At 57.2% G+C, this 21,393-nt stretch carries 19 protein-coding genes; 8 read left to right on the top strand and 11 right to left on the bottom strand.

Annotation, left to right across the window (positions count from 1 at the left end; all coding sequences use genetic code 11):
- Window positions 1-7: 7 nt before the first annotated feature.
- From FHT29_RS31635 to FHT29_RS31620, 4 genes are all read right to left on the bottom strand, one after another.
- A complete protein-coding gene (locus FHT29_RS31635; RefSeq protein ID WP_168600945.1) occupies window positions 8-1,129 on the bottom strand; it encodes a lactonase family protein in 1,122 nt (373 codons plus the stop codon).
- Window positions 1,130-1,195: 66 nt separating this feature from the next.
- The gene (kdgD, locus tag FHT29_RS31630) at window positions 1,196-2,098 is read right to left on the bottom strand and encodes a 5-dehydro-4-deoxyglucarate dehydratase (protein ID WP_168600944.1); all 903 of its coding nucleotides are present in this window, start codon (window positions 2,096-2,098) and stop codon (window positions 1,196-1,198) included.
- A 38-nt stretch (window positions 2,099-2,136) separates the two neighbouring features.
- On the bottom strand, window positions 2,137-3,111 hold the full coding sequence (locus FHT29_RS31625; RefSeq protein ID WP_168600943.1) for a mannonate dehydratase: 975 nt from the start codon (window positions 3,109-3,111) through the stop codon (window positions 2,137-2,139).
- Window positions 3,112-3,175: 64 nt separating this feature from the next.
- Entirely contained in the window at window positions 3,176-3,892 is a 717-nt protein-coding gene (locus FHT29_RS31620; protein WP_145677177.1) for a FadR/GntR family transcriptional regulator, read from the bottom strand.
- A gap of 247 nt (window positions 3,893-4,139) precedes the next feature.
- Here FHT29_RS31620 and FHT29_RS31615 point away from each other — a divergent pair, with 247 nt between their 5' ends.
- The 8 genes from FHT29_RS31615 (at window position 4,140) to dhaL (FHT29_RS31580) (ending at window position 13,222) form a co-directional block, all read left to right on the top strand.
- Window positions 4,140-5,618: a sugar ABC transporter ATP-binding protein gene (locus tag FHT29_RS31615; protein ID WP_168600942.1), complete on the top strand. Its 1,479-nt coding sequence runs from the start codon at window positions 4,140-4,142 to the stop codon at window positions 5,616-5,618.
- A gap of 54 nt (window positions 5,619-5,672) precedes the next feature.
- Window positions 5,673-6,677, top strand: coding sequence for a sugar ABC transporter permease (locus FHT29_RS31610; protein WP_047561810.1), 1,005 nt, complete (start codon window positions 5,673-5,675; stop codon window positions 6,675-6,677).
- Between the two features lie 85 nt (window positions 6,678-6,762).
- The gene (locus FHT29_RS31605) at window positions 6,763-7,752 is read left to right on the top strand and encodes a substrate-binding domain-containing protein (protein WP_037199164.1); all 990 of its coding nucleotides are present in this window, start codon (window positions 6,763-6,765) and stop codon (window positions 7,750-7,752) included.
- Between the two features lie 62 nt (window positions 7,753-7,814).
- Window positions 7,815-8,588, top strand: coding sequence for an SDR family oxidoreductase (locus FHT29_RS31600; RefSeq protein ID WP_168600941.1), 774 nt, complete (start codon window positions 7,815-7,817; stop codon window positions 8,586-8,588).
- Between the two features lie 33 nt (window positions 8,589-8,621).
- Window positions 8,622-9,614 carry a dihydroxyacetone kinase subunit DhaK gene (locus FHT29_RS31595; RefSeq protein ID WP_168600940.1) on the top strand — a complete coding sequence of 331 codons (993 nt, stop codon included), beginning with the start codon at window positions 8,622-8,624 and terminating at the stop codon, window positions 9,612-9,614.
- Between the two features lie 13 nt (window positions 9,615-9,627).
- Window positions 9,628-10,269 carry a dihydroxyacetone kinase subunit DhaL gene (gene dhaL, locus FHT29_RS31590; RefSeq protein WP_168597823.1) on the top strand — a complete coding sequence of 214 codons (642 nt, stop codon included), beginning with the start codon at window positions 9,628-9,630 and terminating at the stop codon, window positions 10,267-10,269.
- A gap of 139 nt (window positions 10,270-10,408) precedes the next feature.
- A complete protein-coding gene (locus FHT29_RS31585; protein ID WP_168600939.1) occupies window positions 10,409-12,505 on the top strand; it encodes a bifunctional sugar-binding transcriptional regulator/dihydroxyacetone kinase subunit DhaK in 2,097 nt (698 codons plus the stop codon).
- A 57-nt stretch (window positions 12,506-12,562) separates the two neighbouring features.
- On the top strand, window positions 12,563-13,222 hold the full coding sequence (gene dhaL, locus FHT29_RS31580) for a dihydroxyacetone kinase subunit DhaL (protein ID WP_168600938.1): 660 nt from the start codon (window positions 12,563-12,565) through the stop codon (window positions 13,220-13,222).
- 748 nt (window positions 13,223-13,970) lie between these two features.
- On the opposite strand, the gene FHT29_RS31575 is transcribed toward dhaL (FHT29_RS31580), so the two are convergent.
- The 7 genes from FHT29_RS31575 to FHT29_RS31545 form a co-directional block, all read right to left on the bottom strand.
- Window positions 13,971-14,642 carry a T6SS immunity protein Tdi1 domain-containing protein gene (locus FHT29_RS31575; RefSeq protein WP_168600937.1) on the bottom strand — a complete coding sequence of 224 codons (672 nt, stop codon included), beginning with the start codon at window positions 14,640-14,642 and terminating at the stop codon, window positions 13,971-13,973.
- A gap of 12 nt (window positions 14,643-14,654) precedes the next feature.
- Window positions 14,655-15,317: a GAD-like domain-containing protein gene (locus tag FHT29_RS31570; RefSeq protein WP_168600936.1), complete on the bottom strand. Its 663-nt coding sequence runs from the start codon at window positions 15,315-15,317 to the stop codon at window positions 14,655-14,657.
- A 370-nt stretch (window positions 15,318-15,687) separates the two neighbouring features.
- Window positions 15,688-16,221 (bottom strand): GAD-like domain-containing protein, encoded by a 534-nt coding sequence (locus tag FHT29_RS31565; protein ID WP_168600935.1) that lies wholly within the window; start codon window positions 16,219-16,221, stop codon window positions 15,688-15,690.
- A gap of 773 nt (window positions 16,222-16,994) precedes the next feature.
- Entirely contained in the window at window positions 16,995-17,702 is a 708-nt protein-coding gene (locus FHT29_RS31560; RefSeq protein ID WP_168600934.1) for a GAD-like domain-containing protein, read from the bottom strand.
- 248 nt (window positions 17,703-17,950) lie between these two features.
- Entirely contained in the window at window positions 17,951-18,622 is a 672-nt protein-coding gene (locus tag FHT29_RS31555; RefSeq protein ID WP_168600933.1) for a T6SS immunity protein Tdi1 domain-containing protein, read from the bottom strand.
- A 12-nt stretch (window positions 18,623-18,634) separates the two neighbouring features.
- Window positions 18,635-20,332 (bottom strand): PAAR-like domain-containing protein, encoded by a 1,698-nt coding sequence (locus FHT29_RS31550; protein WP_168600932.1) that lies wholly within the window; start codon window positions 20,330-20,332, stop codon window positions 18,635-18,637.
- Entirely contained in the window at window positions 20,332-21,393 is a 1,062-nt protein-coding gene (locus FHT29_RS31545; RefSeq protein WP_168600931.1) for a DUF2169 domain-containing protein, read from the bottom strand. The genes FHT29_RS31550 and FHT29_RS31545 overlap by 1 nt, the downstream gene beginning before the upstream one ends.

The raw sequence follows: 21,393 nt of genomic DNA, 5'->3' as shown, positions 1-21,393 counted from the left end.
TCCGAGTTCAAGGCAATGTCACGATTTCGATCCAGTTCGCGCCGGCGTCGACCGGATACCTGCCGACGGAACCGAGCGTGCCGCTCGTCTGGTCGATGGCATAAACAGACAGTTTGTCGGATTTCTCACCGGATGCCACAAGGAATCGGCCCGACGGATCTATGCGAATGCCACGCGGTTGCTGCTCGGTCGGGTAATTCGTGACATAGGTCAGCGTCCCATCCCCACCGGCCAAATGGAAGAGCGCGATTTTGCTGGTGGTTCGCTCGGTCGTATAGAGGAATTTACCGTTGGGCGTGATGCCGATGTCGGCAGCCCAAACCTTCGGTTTGCCGTCATCCACTGGGGCTGCGGCGGGCGTGATTGCATTGAATGGTGGAAGAGCCGGCGGGGTGGCGCCCGGAGACAACCCCGCGTCGTCAGGCACGGACGCCACGCTTTCGATTTCGCTCAACGTACCCCTGCCGGGATCGAGAGCGTAGTGGATGACGTGGCCGGTCAATTCGGTCAGGACATAAACGGACTTATTGTCCGGAGACAGAATGATATGACGCGGACCGTCTCCCGGCCTGGTCACGACGTGCGGCGGATCGTTCGCCTTCAGCATGCCGGCCTCCGGATCGAGGACGAACTGCTGCACGATATCGGAACCGAGATTGGTTGCGAAGACGAATTTGCCGGTCCGATCGCTGACGATCGAATGGGCATTGCGGCCGGTGAGGACCATCTGTCGCGCGCCATCGGTGACAAGTCCGTTTCTGCTGATAGGCAGTACCGCGATCTTGTTGCCGCCATAGGAGGCGGTGAAAAGCAACCTGCCCGATGGGTCAGTGGAGACGTAAGCCATACTATCGGGTAAAGCAGCAACAGCTTCCTGCGTCAGCTTGCCGGTTTCCGGGTTGATCGCCAGCGTCAGCACCCGATATGGTTGCGAGCGAATGACGGCATAGAGATGCTTCCTGTCGGGGCTGACGGTCATCGGCATGATCATCTTGCCCGCATCGAAAGTCGAAACCTGCGTGAGCGCGCCTGTCGTTTCATCCATACTGTATATGTCGATCGTCCCCGCCGTCGTTGCGGCGACATAGACGAACGTCCGGGTAGCTACACGGAACGAAGCTTCAATCATTGGTCACCTCACCCGAGCGTTGACTGCCGGCCCGGCTTGACGATCTGACGAGCCTTCTAGCAAAAATTATCCAGCTGCGGCGACGATCTTTTCCAGCACGGTCATTTCTTCCGCCGTCAGATCGGTCAAAGGTGGTCTCACTGGACCTGGATCCTTGCCGAGCACGCGCAGGCCCGCCTTGATGATCGAGACTGCATAACCTTTCCTGCGATTGCGCAGGGTGACCAACGGGAAGAAGAAGCCTTTGAGGATATTGTCCACCGTTGTCTGCTCGCCGGCACGCAGCGCTGCATAGAAGCGCTGTGCCAAGGCGGGCACGAAATTGAAGACGGCGGAGGAATAGGTCGTCACTCCAGCGCCGAAATAGGCCTGAGCATAGACTTCGTGGGTCGGCATACCGCCTACATAGACCAGGCGGTCCTTGAGCAGCGTCGTGATCTCGATCACCTTGTCGACGTCACCCACGCCATCTTTGAAGCCGATGAGGTTCGGACATTCGTCGGCAAGGCGCGCCAGGCTCTCGGCGTTGAGCACGGCATTGTCGCGATTGTAGACAATGACGCCGATGCCGACGGCCCGGCAGACGGCCTTCACATGGGCAATCAGACCTGCCTGCTCCGCAAACATCAGATAGGGCGGCAGCAGCAGCAGACCGTCCGCGCCGGCTTTTTCCGCGGCCCTGGCGATTTCGACGGCAAGCGACGTTCCGTAGCCGGTTCCCGAAATGATCGGCGTATTGCCTGCCGCGGCCTTGGCGGCACGAACGACCTGAGGGATTTCGGCAGGGTTGAGGGAGAAGAACTCGCCGGTGCCACCGGCTGCAAAAAGTGCCGCTGCATCGTAGCCTGCCAGCCACTCGACGTGACTGCGATATTTGGCTTCGTCGAATGTCAGATCCTGATTAAAATGCGTGACGGGGAACGACAGAAGACCGCTGCCAACTGCCTTTTTTAGTTCATTCGGGTTCATCGTGAAATCCTTTTGCAGATCTATGGAGCGACGATGCTTCAGGCGTGTTCGAGCGTCTGGACGAGAGCGGCGATGTACCCGTAGCAGAAGGCGAAGGCGACGCCTGTGGGATCGCGGCCGCTGATCGTCGGCACGTGGTCGGGCATCAGCATGTATTGATAGCCGACCTCCTTATAGATCCGCGCCGAGCGGATCATGTCCATATCGCCCTCGTCCGGGAAGGTTTCCATGAAGGACAGCTTGCCGCCCCTGATGTTGCGGAAGTGGACGTTGAAGATTTTGCCGCGCGTGCCGAACCAACGGATGATGTCGTCGATCTCCGCGCGCGGATTGTCGAGCATTTCGCCGATCGAGCCCTGGCAGAAGTTCAGCCCGTGATAAGGGCTTTCGCGCATAAGCACGAATTTCTTCAGGCCCTCCACCGTGCCGAGGACGCGCGTGACGCCGCGGTAACCTGGCGGCGTATAGGGATCATGCGGATGGCAGGCGAGACGGACGCGATTGCTTTCCGCCACAGGAACGACGCGCTCCAGGAAATAGTCGATCCGCTCCCAGTTCTCGTCTTCCGACAGCACGCCGGCCAGGCCGGGGGTTGCCTGGTGGTCAGCCTTGTCCCAGCGGAAGCTCGCATTCATCGAGCCGCCTCGCCCCGCCTCCTCGGGCGTGCGCGGGATGCCGATGAGATTGAGATTGTATTTCGCCGATGGGATGTCAGCGGCCGCAATATCTTCGATCAGCTTGCAGACCGCGTCGATCTGCCGGTCGCGATCGGGTCCGGCAAGCAGGATATCGGGATAGGAAGCCTTTTCGATCGGCTGGGACGGCAGAGGCAGCTGGATCATGTCCAGGATCAGCCCGAAGCTTTCGATCTTGTCGCGGTGACGTTCGAGATCGGACAGAGTCCAACTGTCAGGTCTTCCCGGCGGATCCGCGCATATATGCTTCAGCCCTAGTTGTCTGAAAACCCGGTAGTCATCATCGTCCCGTGCCTCGACCTGCGTCCCTGCATACACCTGGTGTATCTCCCATGAGATTCATATCATATGACATAATATGACTTTTGTCGGGAGTCGAGCCCTATTGCGGTTGCTGTTCTGCAAGGAAGCGATACCGTCGCTGGCTCGCCATCATGTGAGCACGCATCGCTTGCCGCGCACGCTCCGGATCCTGATCTGCGATCGCCGCCAAAATCTCGACATGCTCCGCATGAACCTTTTCCAGATAGGCGCGATCATTCGCCTCCGGCAATGTCGGAAACTGCCCGCGCGGGATGGTGCGAGCACCGAAATGCCTGAGCACATCCACGTAGAATCGATTGTTGGTGGCGATGGCGACGGCCATGTGGAATTCGTAATCCGCTTCGACGGTCGGGAGCCCCTGCTCTATCAGGGCAGCCATTTTCCGATTGGCCGCAGCGATTGCCGCCTCCTGTTCGGCGGTCCTGCGATAGGCCGCAATGGCGGCCGCCTCACCCTCTGTGGCCATGCGAAACTCCAGCAATTCCAGCGTTTCCGGGATGCTTCTGATCTCCACAGGCGTCAGCGTTGATCCTGAGGGTATCATCATTTCGGCAACAAACACGCCCTTGCCCTGAACAGGCCTGACGAGCCCGGCAGAGCGCAGATCGGCAATCGCCTCGCGCACGACGGTCCGGCTGACGCCATATGTTGCCTCCAGCTGCGGCTCCGTCGGAAGCTTATCGCCCGCCTGAAGCTTGCCCGTCTCGATCTGGACGCGCAGCTGGTCGATGACCCGTTGCGCCAGTCTTTGCCGGCCTCGGCCGATTATCGTCATTCCTTGGTCCCCAAATCTGTCACGGCAAGTCGATCTGTTTCGTCCATAGGCCGGATCAATCCAGAAATTCATATTATGACATGTGGATACCATAGGGAAGCAGGTATCGGAGAGCGCGTTATCCCGAAAACAAAATCAGCATATTGACATTTGTCGATAGCCTACCGAATATTGTCAATATTGGTGCTTGGCGGTGGCAATCGGTGTTAGCCGACCTTGATCCGGCATCGGGAGTGCGGAGGAGAAAGTGGATTTCCTGCTTGAAGTGGAAGGACTGACGAAGTCCTTTGGCGGCGTTGCTGCGCTGCGCGACGGGCGCTTTCAGTTGCGACCGGGGTCTGTCCACGCATTGTGCGGCGGTAACGGCGCTGGCAAATCGACCTTTCTCAAGATCCTGATGGGCATTCACAAGCGTGACGCCGGCTCCATCCGCCGCCGCGGCAAAGAGGTTGATTACGCCAGCCCAGCGGAAGCCCTTTCCGCCGGGATCGCCATCATCGAGCAGGAGCTCAGTCCGATCCCGCACATGACGGTTGCGGAGAACATCTATCTCGGCCGCGAGCCGTCTGCCCGTTTCGGCGGCATCGATTTCAAATCGATGAACCGCAATGCACAGGCGCTGCTCGAACGCCTGCAGTTCAATATCCGCGCCACGCAATTCATGATGAACCTCTCGGTCGCCCAGGTTCAATTGGTCGAGATTGCCAAGGCGCTCAGCCACGATGCCGAAGTCATCTTCATGGACGAGCCCACCTCGGCCATCGGCGAGAAGGAAGCGCAGCAGCTGTTCTCGACCATCGAGCGGCTGAAGGCCGAGGGCAAAGGCATCGTCTATGTCTCGCACCGGCTATCGGAAATCTTCCAGATCGCCGATTCCTACACGGCCTTCCGCGATGGCTCCTATGTCGGCAGCGGTGCGCTCGCCGATATCGACAGACCCGGCCTCATCCGCATGATCGTCGGCCGCGAACTCGGCGAAGAATACATCAAGACCAATGTGCCGACGGATGTGCCCGGACTGGACGTCTCGGGACTTAGGGCCGACGGCAAGATCGACAACATTTCCTTTGTTGCACATAAGGGCGAGATCTTTGGCATTTACGGCCTGATGGGGTCGGGCCGCACCGAGATCTTCAACTGCATCTTCGGCCTCGATACGGCAAGCGGCGGCGAGCTCAAGCTCGGCGGACAACCGATCACCGTGCGCAAGCCAGCGGAGGCCATGCGACACGGCATCGCCTTCGTGACCGAAGACCGCAAGCTGACGGGGCTCAATCTCACCGATAGCGTGCGCAACAACATCTGCTTGGCGAGCCTGCCGGAAATGAGCCCGCATTTCTCGATGGATCGCCAAGCCGAAGCGGCCGCCAGCCTCGATATGATCAAGCGTTTCGGCATCAAGGCCGCGCACGACAGCATGTCCGTCTCCGGCCTTTCGGGCGGTAACCAGCAGAAGGTCGTGCTTGGCAAGTGGTTCCTGCGCAAGCCGAAGGTGCTGCTTCTGGACGAGCCGACGCGCGGCGTCGATGTCGGCGCCAAGCGCGAAATCTATCGCATCATCTGCGACTTCGCCGCCGAAGGCGGCACGGTCATCATGATTTCATCCGAAATAGACGAGGTTCTCGGCATGTCCGATCGCATCCTGGTGATGCGCCAGGGACGCTCTGCCGGAATTCTCAAAAGGGAGGAGGCCGACGCGCAAACGCTCGTACATCTGTCGACGTGAAGGCGACAGACGACGAAGCCCAAAAACAGCGCCCGGCAACAAGAGGTATTTGCAATGTCCGCCACTGAAGACAATCAGTCCAATTCCTGGTTCGGCTCCGACCGGCGCCGATTGATCATCCAGGAATACGGGATTTTCCTCGCCTTCCTGCTGCTCGCCGCTATTCTCTCGGTCTCGAACGAATATTTCCTGACGCCTGGCAACATTTCGAATGTGCTGCTGCAGACGTCGATAAACGGCGTGCTGGCAATCGGCATGACATTCGTTATTCTCACACGCGGTATCGACCTTTCCGTTGGCTCCGTCGTTGCGCTGACCGGTATCGTTAGCGCGAGCTTCGCAACGACCTCGGCAACGGCCGGCATTCTCGGTGCGCCCTATCCGCCTTATGTGGCCCTTACCGTCGGAGTGCTGGTCGGCCTGGCGTGCGGCGCCTTGGTCGGGGTCATCGTTTCGCGCTTCGCCGTTCCCGCCTTCGTCGCAACGCTCGGTATGCTCTCCGCAGCACGTGGTCTGACGCTGATCTATGGCGGCGGCAAACCGGTTCCGGCGCTAACGCCTGATTTCCGCTGGATCGGCACCGGCAGCGTTTTGTCCGTTCCGATGCCCGTCATCCTGCTTGCCATCGTCTTTGCCGTCGCATGGTGGGTTCTCAATCGCACGCGCTTTGGCCGCTATATTTATGCCGTTGGCGGTAATCCGCACGCCGCCACCACGTCAGGCATCAATGTCAGCAAGCTGCGCTTCCTCGTCTACGTCATTTCCGGCGGCCTTTCCGGACTGGCGGGCATGCTGCTTGCCGCACGTACCGGCTCGGCTTTGCCCCAGGCCGGTATCGCTTACGAACTCGATGCGATCGCCGCCGTCGTCATCGGCGGAACCAGCCTTTCCGGCGGCGTCGGGCGCATCACCGGCACTCTGATTGGCGCGTTGATCATCGGTGTGATGAACAACGGCCTCGATCTGATGGGGATCCAATCCTACTACCAGCAGGTCCTCAAGGGCGCCCTCATCGTCGGCGCCGTGATGCTCGACCAAAAGCGAAATCTGGGCGGCTGAGCCCCAAGACATCCAGGTGCTGCGCACTCGGAAACCAAACGGCGCGCCACGACGGCCGCCGGACTTTCAACGGAGGAGAATTATAATGAAGAAATTACTGATTGCTCTTGCAGCGGCCACTGCACTTCTGGCTTCGCCGGCCCTCGCCCAGGACAAGAAGCTGAAGATCGGCGCGGCGCCCTATGGCCTGAATGCGGAATTCATGCAGATCTGGTCGGCAGCACTCAAGGAACATCCCGCCGTCAAGAACGGCGATGTTGATCTTACCATCTTCGATGGCCGCTATGATGCTCTCGTCCAGCAGGAGCAGGTGAACACGATGATCACGCAGAAGTTTGACGCGATCATCTTCGCGCCGATCGATATCGAAGCCGCCGCAACCGCCGTTCAGGCCGCGCACGACGCCGGAATTCCGGTCGTTGGCTCCAACACCCGCGTGGACTCCGATCTGCTGACCGCCTATGTCGGCTCTGACGACACCGTTTCCGGCTACATGGAAGCGAAAACAGTGCTCGACAAGATCGGCTGCAAGGGCAATGTCGTCATTCTTGAAGGTCCGGTCGGCCAGTCCGCGCAGATCTCGCGCCTCCAGGGCAACAAGAAGGCGCTTGCCGAGTGCCCGAACGTCAAGGTGCTGGAAGACCAGACCGCCAACTGGTCGCGTGCCGAAGCCCAGACGCTGATGGAAAACTGGCTGACATCACATCCCGGCCAGATCAACGGCGTCATCGGCCAGAACGATGAGATGGCGCTCGGCGCGATCGAGGCGATCAAGGCTGCGAAGCTCAACGTCAAGGACTTCGCCATTGCCGGTATCGACGGCATCACCGATGCACTCCATGCCGTCAAACAGGGTACGATGACTTCTATCCTGCAGGATGCCAGTGCACAGGCGCAGGGCGCACTCGATCTTGCGATCTTCGCCGCCAAGAAGGGCAACTATAAGCCGGAATCGAAGATCTGGTCGCAGTATCCCGCCATGCCGTTCAACGATGGCAAGGACAAGAACTACAATGTCCCCTGGACCCCGGTGACGGCTGACAACGTCGACAAGCTGCTTGAAACCCGCAAGTAAGATCAATGCAGGTGGGGCGAAGATTTCGCCCCACCCAATCCCCAGCTAGAGGCTTGAACAAGATGACCGAGACACCTCCCGACATTGATTTGAACTTCCCATTGTCAGGCAAAATTGCCCTTGTCACGGGCGGCGGCTCCGGCATCGGCGCCGCAGTCGCGGCAGCGTTTGTATCCAAGGGCGCAAAGGTCGCCGTTCTCGATATCAATGTCGACATAGCGAAGGCAAAGGCTGCCGAAATCGGTGGCGGTGCGGCACCATTTGCCTGCGATGTCTCCGATCCCGCTTCGGTCAACAAGGCCATCAGCGATGTGATCTCGCATTTCGGCGGCATCGATGTCGCTGTCAACAGTGCCGGCGTCGTGTTTCTCGCACCAGCTGAGGATTTGCCGCTAGACTATTGGGATAAAACGATAAACATCAACCTCAAGGGGACATTCCTAGTAACGCAGGCCGTCGGCCGCGCCATGATTGCCGCCGGTAAGGGCGGCAAGATCGTCAACCTCGCTTCGCAGGCGGGCACGGTCGCCATCGAGGAACACGTCGCTTACTGCGCCTCCAAGTTCGGCGTCATCGGCATGTCCAAGACCTTTGCGGCCGAATGGGGCAAGCACGGCATCTGCGTCAACACCATTTCCCCGACCATCGTCCTGACCGAACTCGGCAAGAAGGCCTGGGCCGGCGAGAAGGGCGAGGCCGCAAAGAAGCGCATTCCCACCGGTCGTTTCGCCTACCCGCAGGAGATTGCAGCCGCGGCTGTTTTCCTCTCCTCGGCTGGTGCGGACATGATCAACGGCGCCGATCTTCTGATCGATGGCGGCTACACAATTCTTTGAGCGCAAGCGCTCGACAATTCGACAGGAGAGACCATGCAGCGGTTCATCAACAACCCCGATGAAGTCGTTGAAGACACTGTAAAAGGCTTCATCAAGGCGCATTCGGATATCGTTCGTCTGGCCGAAAACCCACGCGTCGTCATCGCCAAGAATGCTCCCCACGCCGGAAAAGTCGGGGTGATCACCGGCGGCGGCTCGGGGCATGAACCGGCCTTTATCGGCTACACGGGCAAGAACATGCTGGATGCGGTCGCGGTCGGCGAACTCTTCTCTTCGCCGACGGCCAAGAGCTTCCATGATGCCATTCGCGAAGCCAATGGGGGCAGCGGCGTGATCTGCCTCTACGGCAACTACGCGGGCGACAACATGAACGTCAAGATGGCAATCAAGCTCGCCGCCAAGGACGGTATCGAGGTCGCAACGGTGGTCGCAAATGATGACGTCTGCTCCGCTCCACCGGAGGAACGCGAGAAGCGCCGCGGTGTGGCCGGCGAGATCTTCATGTGGAAGATCGGCGGCGCCAAGGCGGCGACTGGCGCAAGCCTCGAAGAGGTACGCGTCGCCGCTCAGAAGGCGATCGATAGCTGCCGCTCCGTCGGCATCGGACTTGGTCCCTGCACCCTGCCCGCTGTCGGTCATCCGAATTTCCAGATCGAGCCCGGCACGATGGAAGTGGGCATCGGCCATCATGGCGAGCCAGGCGTTCGCGTTGAGCCCCTGAAGACCGCCGCTGAAATTGCCGAGACGATGTGCCAGATCGTTCTCGACGATCACGACCTGGCCGCTGGCACGGAAGTCGCCGTCCTCGTATCCGGCCTCGGGGCTACACCGGTCAACGAGCTCTACATCCTGAACGACACGATCGAGGCGAAGATCTCCGAGCGCGGTCTGAAGATCTACAAGACTTATGTCGGCAACTATTTCACCTCGCTTGAAATGGTCGGCGCGACACTGACCATCATGGCGCTCGACCCGGAGCTGAAAAAGCTTCTGGATGTCGAAATTCAATGCACGACGCTGCTCTGAGGGGAACGCAATCATGCAGACATTCAACAACGCAACGGCGGGCGACATCGTGCTCGCGATGGCTGACCGCATCGTCGAAAACCGCGCCTATCTGAGCGAGATCGACGGCAAGATAGGCGATGGCGATCACGGCGTGAACATGGCCAAGGGTTTCGGCATGGCGTCGGAGCGCCTGAAAGGCAAAAACCTCTCGCTCGCCGCTTCGCTCGACACGCTGGGCACGATCCTAATGACGGAGATCGGCGGATCGATGGGTCCGCTCTATGGCGTCATGTTCACCGAGTTCGCCGAGAAACTGGAAGGTGTCGAAGCGATCGACAGCGCCACCTATAGCCGGATGCTGCATGCCGGCCTGGAAGGCATCCAGGCGATCGGCTCGGCAAAGCTTGGCGACAAAACGCTGCTGGATACGCTAATTCCGGCAATCGAAGCCTTTGACGCTGCGGATGCCGCCGGCAAATCCTTTGCTGAATCGCTCGATGCTTTGGTAGCGGCGGCCGAGGCCGGGCGCGACTCCACGCTCAACTTGGTCGCCAAGATCGGCCGGGCCAGCCGGTTGGGCGAGCGCTCGCTCGGCGTGCTTGATGCCGGAGCAACATCCTGCGCCATCATCCTGAAGGCGCTTTCCTTGGGCGCTCGTTCGAGACTGCAATAGATAGGGACATTTGATCTCCCAAGGCTGCGCGATCCCATGACCCTGCATGGGGCCGCGCGCCGCCCCCGTCCGAAGAAGCATTTGCAAACATACGTCATTGCTTTCATGTTCGGGCGGAAAAAGGGAATTGTGAATCATCATGACAGGCAAGGCATCTTCGGTCAGCAAAACGGGTGGAAGCAAAGCGGGCGTGCCGGACGCGCTCGACGCTATGCCGCTGCGCTATGGCGATGATCCTTATGTATGGGCCTGCTGGCTCTATTATGAAGACGGCAAGACCCAGGGCGATATCGCCGAGATCATGGGCATTTCGCGGGCAACCGTGAACAGCTACCTGGCCGACGCACGCAGCCGCGGCATCGTCAATATCTCGCTCGAACCCTCGCGCCTGAGTTCGCTCTCCATCGCACAGGAGCTCAAACGCCATTTCGGGCTGCATGACTGTCTCGTGGTGCCGAGCGACGATGGAACACGCCCGTTGATCGATCGCCTCGGGACAGCAGGCGCCCAGGCCATCGCCAGACTGCTGAAATCCGGCGACACGCTCGCCCTTGCCTGGGGCCGCACGGTTCTGGCAATCGCCGAACAGTCCAATGTTCCAAACCTGCAGGATGTCACGATCGTTCAGGCGACCGGCGGCACGCGGGCGCGTTTCGCCTATACGCCGGAGCTCTGTGCCGCGGCCTTCGCGAATGCCGTTGGCGGCAAGCTGATCAATATTACGGCTCCGGCGATTGTCTCGACGACGGAGGTCCGCGATATCCTGCTGCGCGAGCCGTTGATCGAAGATCAGTTTTCGATCCTTTCCAAAGCCAACAAGGCCCTCTTCGGCATATCGTCGTTGCGGCCGAATTCGACGATCCACACGAGCGGCTTCTTCGAATCGGTCTCGCTTCAGGATTATCTGGCCAAGAATGCCGTCGGCGTCGTCGCTGGCCGCTTCATCGATCCGAAAGGCCAGCCGGTCGCTGGTCCGCTCGATGACAGAACCATCGGCATATCCCTCGACATGCTCAAATCGATCGGGCTGCGCATCGCGGTCGCTGGCGGCTTCGATAAGGTGCCAGCCATTCTTGCCGCATTGCGCGGCGGCTATATCAATGTGCTCATCACCGATGCGGCCACCGGTCGCGGCATTCTGAATGCGGATGGGGTGACGGAGTTCGACCCGAAGGCAACCCAGCGCCCGAAAGTGGATAACAGCGTTGCGCTGCCCAGCAGCTATCGCACGCATATCAAGAAGTTCCTGAACAATCCCGATGATGTCGTCGACGAGATGCTGGATGGTGTCGTCAAGGCGCATGCGTCCTATCTCGCGCCGATCAAGGGATCGCACCGGGCATTGGTCGCGCGCAACGGCCCTCGGCCGCAAAAGGTCGGCCTGGTCATCGGCGGCGGCACGGGCCATGAACCTGGTTTTCTCGGCTATGTCGGCAAGGGTCTCGCCGACGCCGTCGCCATCGGCAATATCTTCTCGTCGCCCCCGCCGACGCCTATCCTCGAATGCGCCAAGGCGGCTTCCGGCGGAAAAGGCGTGCTCTTCGTCTACGGCAATTATGCCGGCGACGTCATGAACTTCGAGATGGCTGCGGAAATGGCGCAGGAACAGCAGATCGACGTTCGGACCGTATTGACGACGGACGACATCGCGTCGTCCCCTATCGAAGACAGGGAGGGTCGCCGCGGCGTTGCGGGCAATTTCTTCATCTTTAAAATTGCAGGTGCGGCCTGCGACAGGGGCCTCTCGCTCGACGCCTGCGAGGCCATAACGCGCAAGGCCAATGACCGGACCTTCACCATGGGTGTTGCGCTGGAGCCCTGCTCGCTGCCGCAGACGCGACGCCACAATTTCGAGATTGGGCCAGACGATATCGAGTTCGGCATGGGCATTCATGGAGAGCGCGGCGTCACCCGCGAAAGAATGATGAGTGCGGACGAGATCACGGACCGGGTCATGGACCGTATTTTCTCCGAGATGAAGCCTGCCGCCGGCGACCGGGTCGCTGTGCTGATTAACTCCTTCGGCGCGACGCCGCTGATGGAACTCTACATCCTGTTCCGGCGCGTCGCGCAGCGGCTGAGCGCCAAGGACATCAAGATCGAGGCGAACTGGGTGGGACACTACTGCACGTCGCTCGACATGGTCGGCGCATCCATATCCATTTTGCATCTCGATCAGGAGCTGACGGAATTGCTGTACCACCCATGCGATACCTTCGCTCTGAGGGTCGGATGATCGAATAAGAATGTTGCCCAGCAAGCCCTAGGGACTGCTGGGATCGGGAGGAAGACGATGTCAGAAAAAGCCGCGCGATGCCTGAGCGGCATGTTTCAGCGCATATCCATCGCGATCAATGCCGGGAAGGATCACCTCTCGGAATTGGACGGAGCGATAGGAGACGCCGACCACGGAATCACCATGTCCCTCGGCTTTATGGCCGTGAACGCCGAACTGACGAAGCTCGACCTCGCGCAGGCGTTACCCTCCGAGATCTTCGCCGTCGCCGCCTCGGCCTTTCTGGATGCCGTCGGCGCTTCAACCGGACCGCTTTACGCGACAGGTTTCCGCAGGGCTTCGCAAGCGCTGAAATCGGATGAATCGCTCTCGCCGGCCTGCCAAGCGATGATCGTCGACGAAATGAGGGCCGGTATTCAGCAGCGCGGCAAGGGACAACGTGGCGATAAGACGATGCTCGACGCCTGGATCCCCGCCGCCGAAGCCGCCATCAACGCGAGGGCGCGCGAACTCGACGTTGCCGGCATGTGGAACACCATCCTGGAAGCCGCCGAAGCCGGCGCGAACTCGACAAGCTCCATGGTCGCGGCCCGCGGGCGGGCGGCGCGGCTAGGCGAGCGATCTTTGGGACATATCGATCCAGGTGCGGCTTCGGCCGTGATCATCTTGCAGGCAATGCGGGATGCGTTTGTGGAAGCGCGACTGAACAACAGCTAATGTTTGCTTAGTATACAATGAACTGGCCTTGTGGAAAAACGCCGGCGAACCCACACGGAAAGTGCCCACGGAAATAATATAACGAAAGAGAGGAAAAAAATGCTGGCTCCACCAGATCGGAATATTCAGCCTCCATACACAAATGGAATATATCCCATCTGACACACCTCAAAAATGCATCAGGAAGCCTATGTGATATCGAAATATATTCCGACTTGTCTTTCACTAGGGCATCAGAAAAAGGCTTCACGGTTTTTAAAATTGCATTCCATTGATTTAGCCGCTCCCTACTTTTCTCTCCGATTCGCTCCCGCAATTGATTGGCAGCTTCCAAAGTAAGATTTCCCCAGTCAGACGTCGAACAAGATTTTATGGCCTCGTTCCATGAGTTTACATATCCGACGTGATTCTGATCTTTACTGCCAACGTTCACAAACCATTCAACAGAATCCAGCTTATCTAACGTCGCGATTGTACGAGGATTGGGCTCCGACAAGAGTTTTCTCCAAAGTCATCTGGACAAATTTACAAGCACCTGCCGCCGGCATTCTTGCCGTGGGCTGATCTGAGTTACATCCTGGATCACATTGGGATCAAAATTCGGGTCTGTTCACAGTTCAGCGAAAAGATCCACCATTCTTTCTGCTCCGCTTCGCGGCGGTGATTGCAACTCAAGATGACTAAGTCGCCACGTCGCTTCCGAAGAGCTTCCGAATTCGCTCGACGTCACTAGAGGTGCTGCAGAAAGCTACCGCGGCCCTATCGGGCGCACCGCGACCGACTGTCCATATCCTTGCACGTCGATCAGATTATATTCCATGGCCTGCGCGACGATAGCAAAATGCTCAGGCGCCTTCAGGCGCTTGAGGTAAGCAATATCCGCAATTCCTCCAAGGGCTAAAGCGGGCACGAAACCATAACATTCGCCAATTTCGAGAGACCCTAGCTTCTTGGCTGCCCGCTTGAATAGGGGCTTACCGGCGTCGTCTTCAAAATCCAGCGCCTGATCCGATAGCCAAAATGGTACCGAGACCGCATTGACTGCCATCGGTCCTGCATGCTGACCCTTGACAAAGTTCTTGTGTGTCAAACGCCCTTCATAAATACTGATATTGCCATACCCGTACTCTTCCATCCAGAAGAAGATGACACCAAAAGCGGAGTATGCGAAAGCATGGCAATTGTCGTGCGAAAAATCTCTGTCAGCGCCCAAGATAAGAGCAAGAACTCCCCTCATATCGTCGGGATGGCATGATTGAATGAGGCCGTCACGCAAAACCGACCGACCAATATTGAAGCAAAAATCGGCAACTTGGTTTGGAAAAAATCTCCGGAGCGCTAAATGCTCCTGGTCCGTAAACGGGATCTTCAAAACCGGATTCCCATATTTATGCAGTATATCTTCATAAATCTTATTCATACAAACGCTGCTTCAGCCGATTTTCCTCACAACTTTCGATACACCGTAGCCCTCAACATCGACAAGATTAAAATCATTTGTCTGCGCTACGATGGCAAAGTGCTCGGGTGACCTAAGACGCTTCAGATATTGAAGCTCTGGAGACCCGCCAAGTGCCAAGGCGGGCACGAAGCCATAGCACTCCCCTATCTGGAGCGACCCTAGTTTCTTAACGGCGCGCTTGAAAAGCGGTTTATCGTTCACATCGTAAAAGTCTGCATCCGCACCGAATGGCGTTATGAAGGTACGATCGGTATTGGCATCTCTCGACAGGTTTTTCGTAAGCAAGCGACACGTCACGCTCCCCGCGATGATGTCAACTATCGTCAGCCCGTAATCCTCGTGCCAACAAAAAATCTCGCCAAAAGCGCTGTAGGCGTATGCATGGCAATTTTGATGGGAGAAAGTCTCATCGCCACCAAAAATCAAAGTCAATACTGACTTCTGATCATCAGGGTGGCAGATCTGGATTTGTCCATCTTGAAAAACTGCGCGACCAAAGGCGCTCATAAATGCGATTAGCTCCTCCGGAAATTTCCCAGCTAATTGGTGCATTTCCTCTTTAGAGAAAGCTACATGTAATTGGGGGGCACCGAAATCCTCTATATACTCTGCAGCCTCCCTCGATAGCTTCATCTCAACACTTCCTCAGTTCGAAATTCTTTTTTGCCTAAATTCTTGGCGTCATTTCAAGTAGTCTTCCAGCGATTGTGATCCGCGATCTCTCCGCTGCGAATCGAGGGGTCCAAGGAAACTTCAGAAGAATCACAACGGATGACCAGATTTAGCAATCTCATATTGAGCTCTGATACCTATCAAGCAGCACTGGCGAAAGGTAAGCTGCCGACGCTCAACTAGCCAATCGGCCGCACCGCCTGCAGCCCGCCTGAAACAGGTTTGGTAAGATAGAAGCGCTGTAACTGGGCAAGGAAGGTGAAATGCTCAAGTGCCTTCACTCGCCTAATGTGCTCTACGCTTTGCGCTGGGCCGAAAGCGCCAGCAATCGCTAAAGCAGGGAAGAAACATAGTATTCGCTTGTCTCGTTTGCGCCGTAGGCGTGTTGGCATGCTGCAAACATCGGAGTACCGGCAACATCCAGGAAATCTGCCTCTTCTTCATCCGGAATCATGCCCGACGCAATATGCTCCGCACTCGCTTGGGGCGGCCAGTTTTCCGATGTTGTAAGAGCTCTGCAATAAATGACATTCAGGGGCAACTCTATCCGAAAATTGTAGAGCTTGTCTGACCAACAATAAAGAACACCGAAAGCAGTGTAGCCGAAGACGTGGCAATCCCGATGGTGAAAATCGTCGTCAGCACCGAATACCAGCGCAGTGACCGCCCGCATCTCCTCCGGATTGCACATGGTAAATAGACCATTGTGAAAAGAGCAGAAGCCCTTTTCCTTGATAAAATCGACCACTACCTGCGGCAGCATTCGATGCAACTCCGAAAATTCCGCGTTCGATGCGCGCCGGATTTGTCTGACTGGACCATACTCATCCAAGGCATATTGAAAATTTTCATGAATTGCCGGCATGATCTATTTACACCTCTTCAACTCTACATGCATCTTTCGGCAGTTTGACGCTGCGACGCGTACGTTCCGCCGCCTCTCCGAATGGTTCAGGGTGTCCTTTCTGAGCTACCTACTGCCCACGTGAAAATTTAAGTCACCACTTCGCGCACCAGATCGTTTGGTGTCTCTTGGACATAGCGCCCTGGAGGCCGACGTCGACCGTGATCATATTGCGTGATAACGGGATACGTTTACGGAAGGCTAAGCTGGTGACCGAGTGGTAGTTGAGGCTGCCAAAAAACCGTTAAACTCGACAGTGCCGGTAAATCCCTATTGCCAATCACTCCAGCCCCAGGGTGTGTCCGTTCCTCTCGGGTCCTTGATCCATAACTCAGAATGACCGGCTCGCCACGTCGCTTCGGAAGAGCTTCCGAACTCGCTCGACGTCAATGGAGGTGCTGCAGAAAGCTACCGCGGCCCTATCGGGCGCACGAAGACCGACTGTCCGTATCCTTGCACGTCGATCAGATTGTATTCCATGATCTGCGCGACGATAGCAAAATGCTCAGGCGCCTTCAGTCGCTTGAGGTGAGCAAAAGCTCAAGACTTGGTCTCCAAGAGCAGTTTGACATCTATGCGACCTCTTGCCGTTCGGCAATTCCAACCGATGGCGCCGAGAAGCTTCAGCGCCATTTCATCCGTCTCGACAAATGCCAGAGATAAACGCGCCATATCAAGGCATTGGCTCGCATCTATGACGAATTTTCTGGAAGGCACGAGGCGCCAAACGTCAATCATCCAATCGGACGTATTGCCGTATATTGCCCCCTTTCTAATTTCATCAGATGGAAGGTGCCCAACTGGGCCAGGATTGTGAAATGCTCAAGCGCCTTTACACGCCGGATGTTCTCGATCCGCCGCATGGGACTATCCAGACCGACTATCGCAACCGCTGGAAAGTAGCCGTAGCATTCGTCTCGTTCCAATAAGCCGTAAGACGATACACAGCGATCGAACATAGGCTCGCCTTGAGCGTCGAATTCTTCGTAATCTCTACGGTCTGAGACGAGTAGCGAGCGAGCGAGAATGTTTGGATCCGAACTGCGTTCCCGCTTTTCAAAGCCGGGGGGCAGGATGAATTCCGTTGGTGCGAGCGTGCTGGATGTCAATCGCAGATCAACAAGATCGATCTCGAAGTGATCATGTCGCTCAGACCAGCAAACGAGCCGACCAAACGCGGACTGTGCGATCACGAAGCAATCTTTGTGGCTAAAATCAGAATCCGCGCCGAAAACCAAAGCGAGGACGGACGAAAATTCCGCCGGATCACAATATTGTACCTTTCGATCGAAATAGTCTCCCAGCCCATATGCGCGCAAAAAATCCATAAAGCTGCTCGGCAGGCATTTAGAAAGGCGCGCATCCTGCTCCACCGTCAGTGGAATACATCTCTGTGGCGACCCTATTTCGTCAATCGTGTCCGCAAAAAAAGAATCAAGCATTTAACACCCATGCCATCGTTATTTTTCGCCGCGTATCTTTAGTTCGACCTTCGTAAGGCTTCCAGCTTTTCGCCCTGCAGACGTCCCGCGACAACCAAACGACAATCGCTTGCTATCACCCCAATCAGTACGGCAGTGGATTATTTCCTTTCGAACCGGCGACCGCGACTCAGAACGAGTTACTCACCACACCGTTTCGCAAGAACTTGCGAAGTCGCTGCTTAGCTTCGCCGAAGGACTGCAAAAGGCTACCGCGGGCCTATCGGGCGCACCACGACCGACTGTCCATATCCTTGCACGTCGATCAGATTATATTCCATGGCCTGCGCGACGATAGCAAAATGCTCAGGCGCCTTCAGGCGCTTGAGGTGAGCAATATCCGCAATTCCTCCAAGGGCTAAAGCGGGCACGAAACCATAACATTCGCCAATTTCGAGAGACCCTAGCTTCTTGGCTGCCCGCTTGAATAGGGGCTTACCGGCGTCGTCTTCAAAATCCAGCGCCTGATCCGATAGCCAAAATGGTACCGAGACCGCATTGACTGCCATCGGTCCTGCATGCTGACCCTTGACAAAGTTCTTGTGTGTCAAACGCCCTTCATAAATACTGATATTGCCGTACCCATAGTCTTTCATCCAAAAGAAAATAACGCCAAAAGCGGAGTACGCGAAAGCATGGCAATTCTTGTGCGAAAAATCTTTGTCAGCGCCGAAGATAAGTGCAAGAACTCCCCTCATGTCGTCGGGATGGCATGATTGTATCAGGCCGTTACGCAAGATCGATCGGCCAATGTCGAAGCAAAAATCGGCGACTTGGTCCGGGAGAAATTTCTGAAGCGCTGAATGCTCTTGACTTGTAAACGAGACTTTTGAAGTTGCCTGACCGTATTTGTCTATTATCTCTTCATGAATCTTATTCATACCAAAGTCACCCTAGCATTTTTTCAAGTTTACCTTTAATTTCTCTTTTCCAAGGCCATTTTTTTTCATCTCACTAGCATAATCCTCAAGAGATTGTGATCGACGTCCTTTCCATTGCGAGCCGAGGGAAGAATTGACGCCCTTATCTCCCAATCCAGAAATGTCGCTCGGATCACCCCCAGCGATAATATCGAGTCGGTGTGTTGCGGCAAGGTCCGACATCTCCTCCGCAACCTTATCAGCTGCCTTCTGACCGACAATTCCGTCTTGGGCCAGTTCTTCCAACCGGCCGCTTTCGTAGTCGCGTCGCGCTTGTGTTTGCGCGTTGAGATCTCTGAGGGGTGATGTCCCTCCGGCGTCGCGAATAGCTTTCCGCCGTTGGAGCAACGTATCAGCGTCAATATTTCTGAGGGCATCCATTTGTTCTTGAAGCTGCTTGTCAAATTCTTCGTCCGATAGATGCGCCGGCTTCTTGAAGCATTCGACATTTTTTTCCGGAATTGCGCGCGTACTCCGCGCGCCGTCCTTCCCCTCTTCCCTCGCCTCGAGCGCGCGCTCCGCCTGCTTTTCCTTTTCCCTGATTTCCCCTGCTTCTTTCCTAAGTTTCTCGGCCTTTTTCAGATCGCCAAGTTCTTCCGCAACCTCGGCGGCTCTCTCGAGCATCTTCAGCTTTTTCAATGGGTTGACGATCTCAACCGCGATGCCGGCGACCGCACCGACCGCACCGGCAACGCCGTGCTTCTCGTAGCCCGCCTCAACGCCATGCCAAGCCCCGACGGCTTGATCCTTCGCCCAGCCGCCCGTCGCCTTTGCGCTGCCAACCGGATCGTTCCACACCTCACCAGCCACATGCGCTGCGCCGCCGGCAATATTCTTCGTGCCCTGCCAGATCTCCGAGCCGGTCGGAATGCTATCATAGGCGGATTGAGCGTCCCGGCCGATCTGAGATGGGTCGTTCCACCATTCGCCAACCTTGTTGAATATTCCCTCGCCGGTGGACGCCGTGCCCGATGTTGCCGTCATCCCCTTCCAGAAATCGCCACCCGTGTCTTTCGCGGCATCCCACCAACTCCTGTCCTGGGCATCGTTACCGTCGGGTGGCATATCCATCGCCGTGGATTTCACATTGACATACTCCCCAGGGCAGTTGCCGTTATTCAATGTGCAACGATCGGTGTGACGTTGCACCGGAACGCCATTTGCTCGAACGATGTTGGACGATGTGACTGGCGTTACGACATTTCCCACCGTGCCTGATTTCACGCCTAGGCCCGTACCAGGTTGGTCCCCGTATGTAGCCGTGAAACGTGAATCGGAACGCTTGATGACATCGCCATTGGATCTCACGTCCGGAGAATAGTTCTGTTTATCATCAGCCTTGCCCCATACCATGTATGGCACGGGTGCAGTTGGCGATTTGCAGACATCCGGCGACAAGCAAACCGCAATTGCACTGCTGTCATCTGGAATAAGCTCCGGTGGCGGCGGAACAGCGGCGGTGGGGCGTGTCTGCTCCACAGGCTTGGCCGCCTCCTTCTTGGGAGGTGGCCAAGGCCCGTCATATTTGAGCATGGGGCTGCTGCCGTCCGGCGTCTTTGTAAGCAACGTGCCAGACATCGGGGGGCCGATGATTTTGGTATCGGGAGGGAGGCCATAAAGAGCGGCAAAGTCCCCATCATAAATTGAGTCTGGAAATTGCCTCTCGCCCATCACGCCACTCCTTGGACGGAACTTGCGAAGGCAAGACGCGGCAGGCCGCGGCGCTCCGGCCAGGGGAAACCAATTCGCCACGTCAGGAAAACACGCCCGACACCGGGCCGCATGTCGAAGTGGACACCGTCGAGCACCATGGGACCCCGCGCCGGCCCCATGCCTCGATCGATCGTAGCCTCAAGCCGGATGTTGGGGAGACGACCGCGAAACATCCCCAGTCCCGGCAAAAGGTGATCTAGTTCGAAAGGCTCGTCACCCCGTAGCCAGGGATCCGCCACTAGGTCGGGATGCGCCGCCTGCCAGAAGGAAAAATCGAAGTCGCGCGGAAGCAGCGGATGCCGATCGTTCAGCCAGGCGTCGTCATAGGTACCGGCTTTCTGGATCCGATCCTCCCAGAATGGCGAAAGCGGACCAAGGCCCGCCGGCGCTGGCCTATCACTCACAGAGCGAATGGGCGCATCCGCGTCCTCGATCTGCGGCGCCGGCCATTCTGGTCTTTCGAGGAATTGATCCTCGTTGACAAGCCCAACCCCCACCGGATTCCGTTCGAATGCCTCGCCGTCCTCGAGCCGCCCACCGAATGCAAACCGCCAATCGATTGGGACATGGGTCACGGCGTCGCCCGCGGTCAACTCCCAGCCGTCAAGGGCATCCTCTTTCTTCTTGTCGACCAGCCCGCGCCAGGTCTTGCGGGTCTTCGCACGCCAGAAACGTGGTCCGTGGACGCGCAGTCGTTTCTGAACGGGACCGACTTTGAGGCCGCATATCCACGAAGAAGCTGCCACACCGTCCGGAGCAAAGGCGGAACCGATGAAGGTTACGTCCGTGCCCGGCTTGAACGGTGCCAGATCCGTGCAGGCCATTTGCGGCGTCTGGTGCGGATCGCCGTCATAGGCATCCGACATGACCAATGGCCGTTGGACATTATCCATGACCAGCGGACCGCCAGTCGCCAGCTTGAACGTGCCTCTGGCGACAACGACGCCAAGCAGATCGCCCGCCAGGTTGTACTGGCGAAAAGCGAGTGCCGGAAAAGGCGTACTATTATCGACCGACAT

The sequence above is a fragment of the Rhizobium sp. SG741 genome, assembly GCF_012275435.1.
Classification (GTDB): Bacteria; Pseudomonadota; Alphaproteobacteria; order Rhizobiales; family Rhizobiaceae; genus Rhizobium; species Rhizobium lusitanum.
This window is presented reverse-complemented; position numbering and strand designations above follow the sequence as displayed.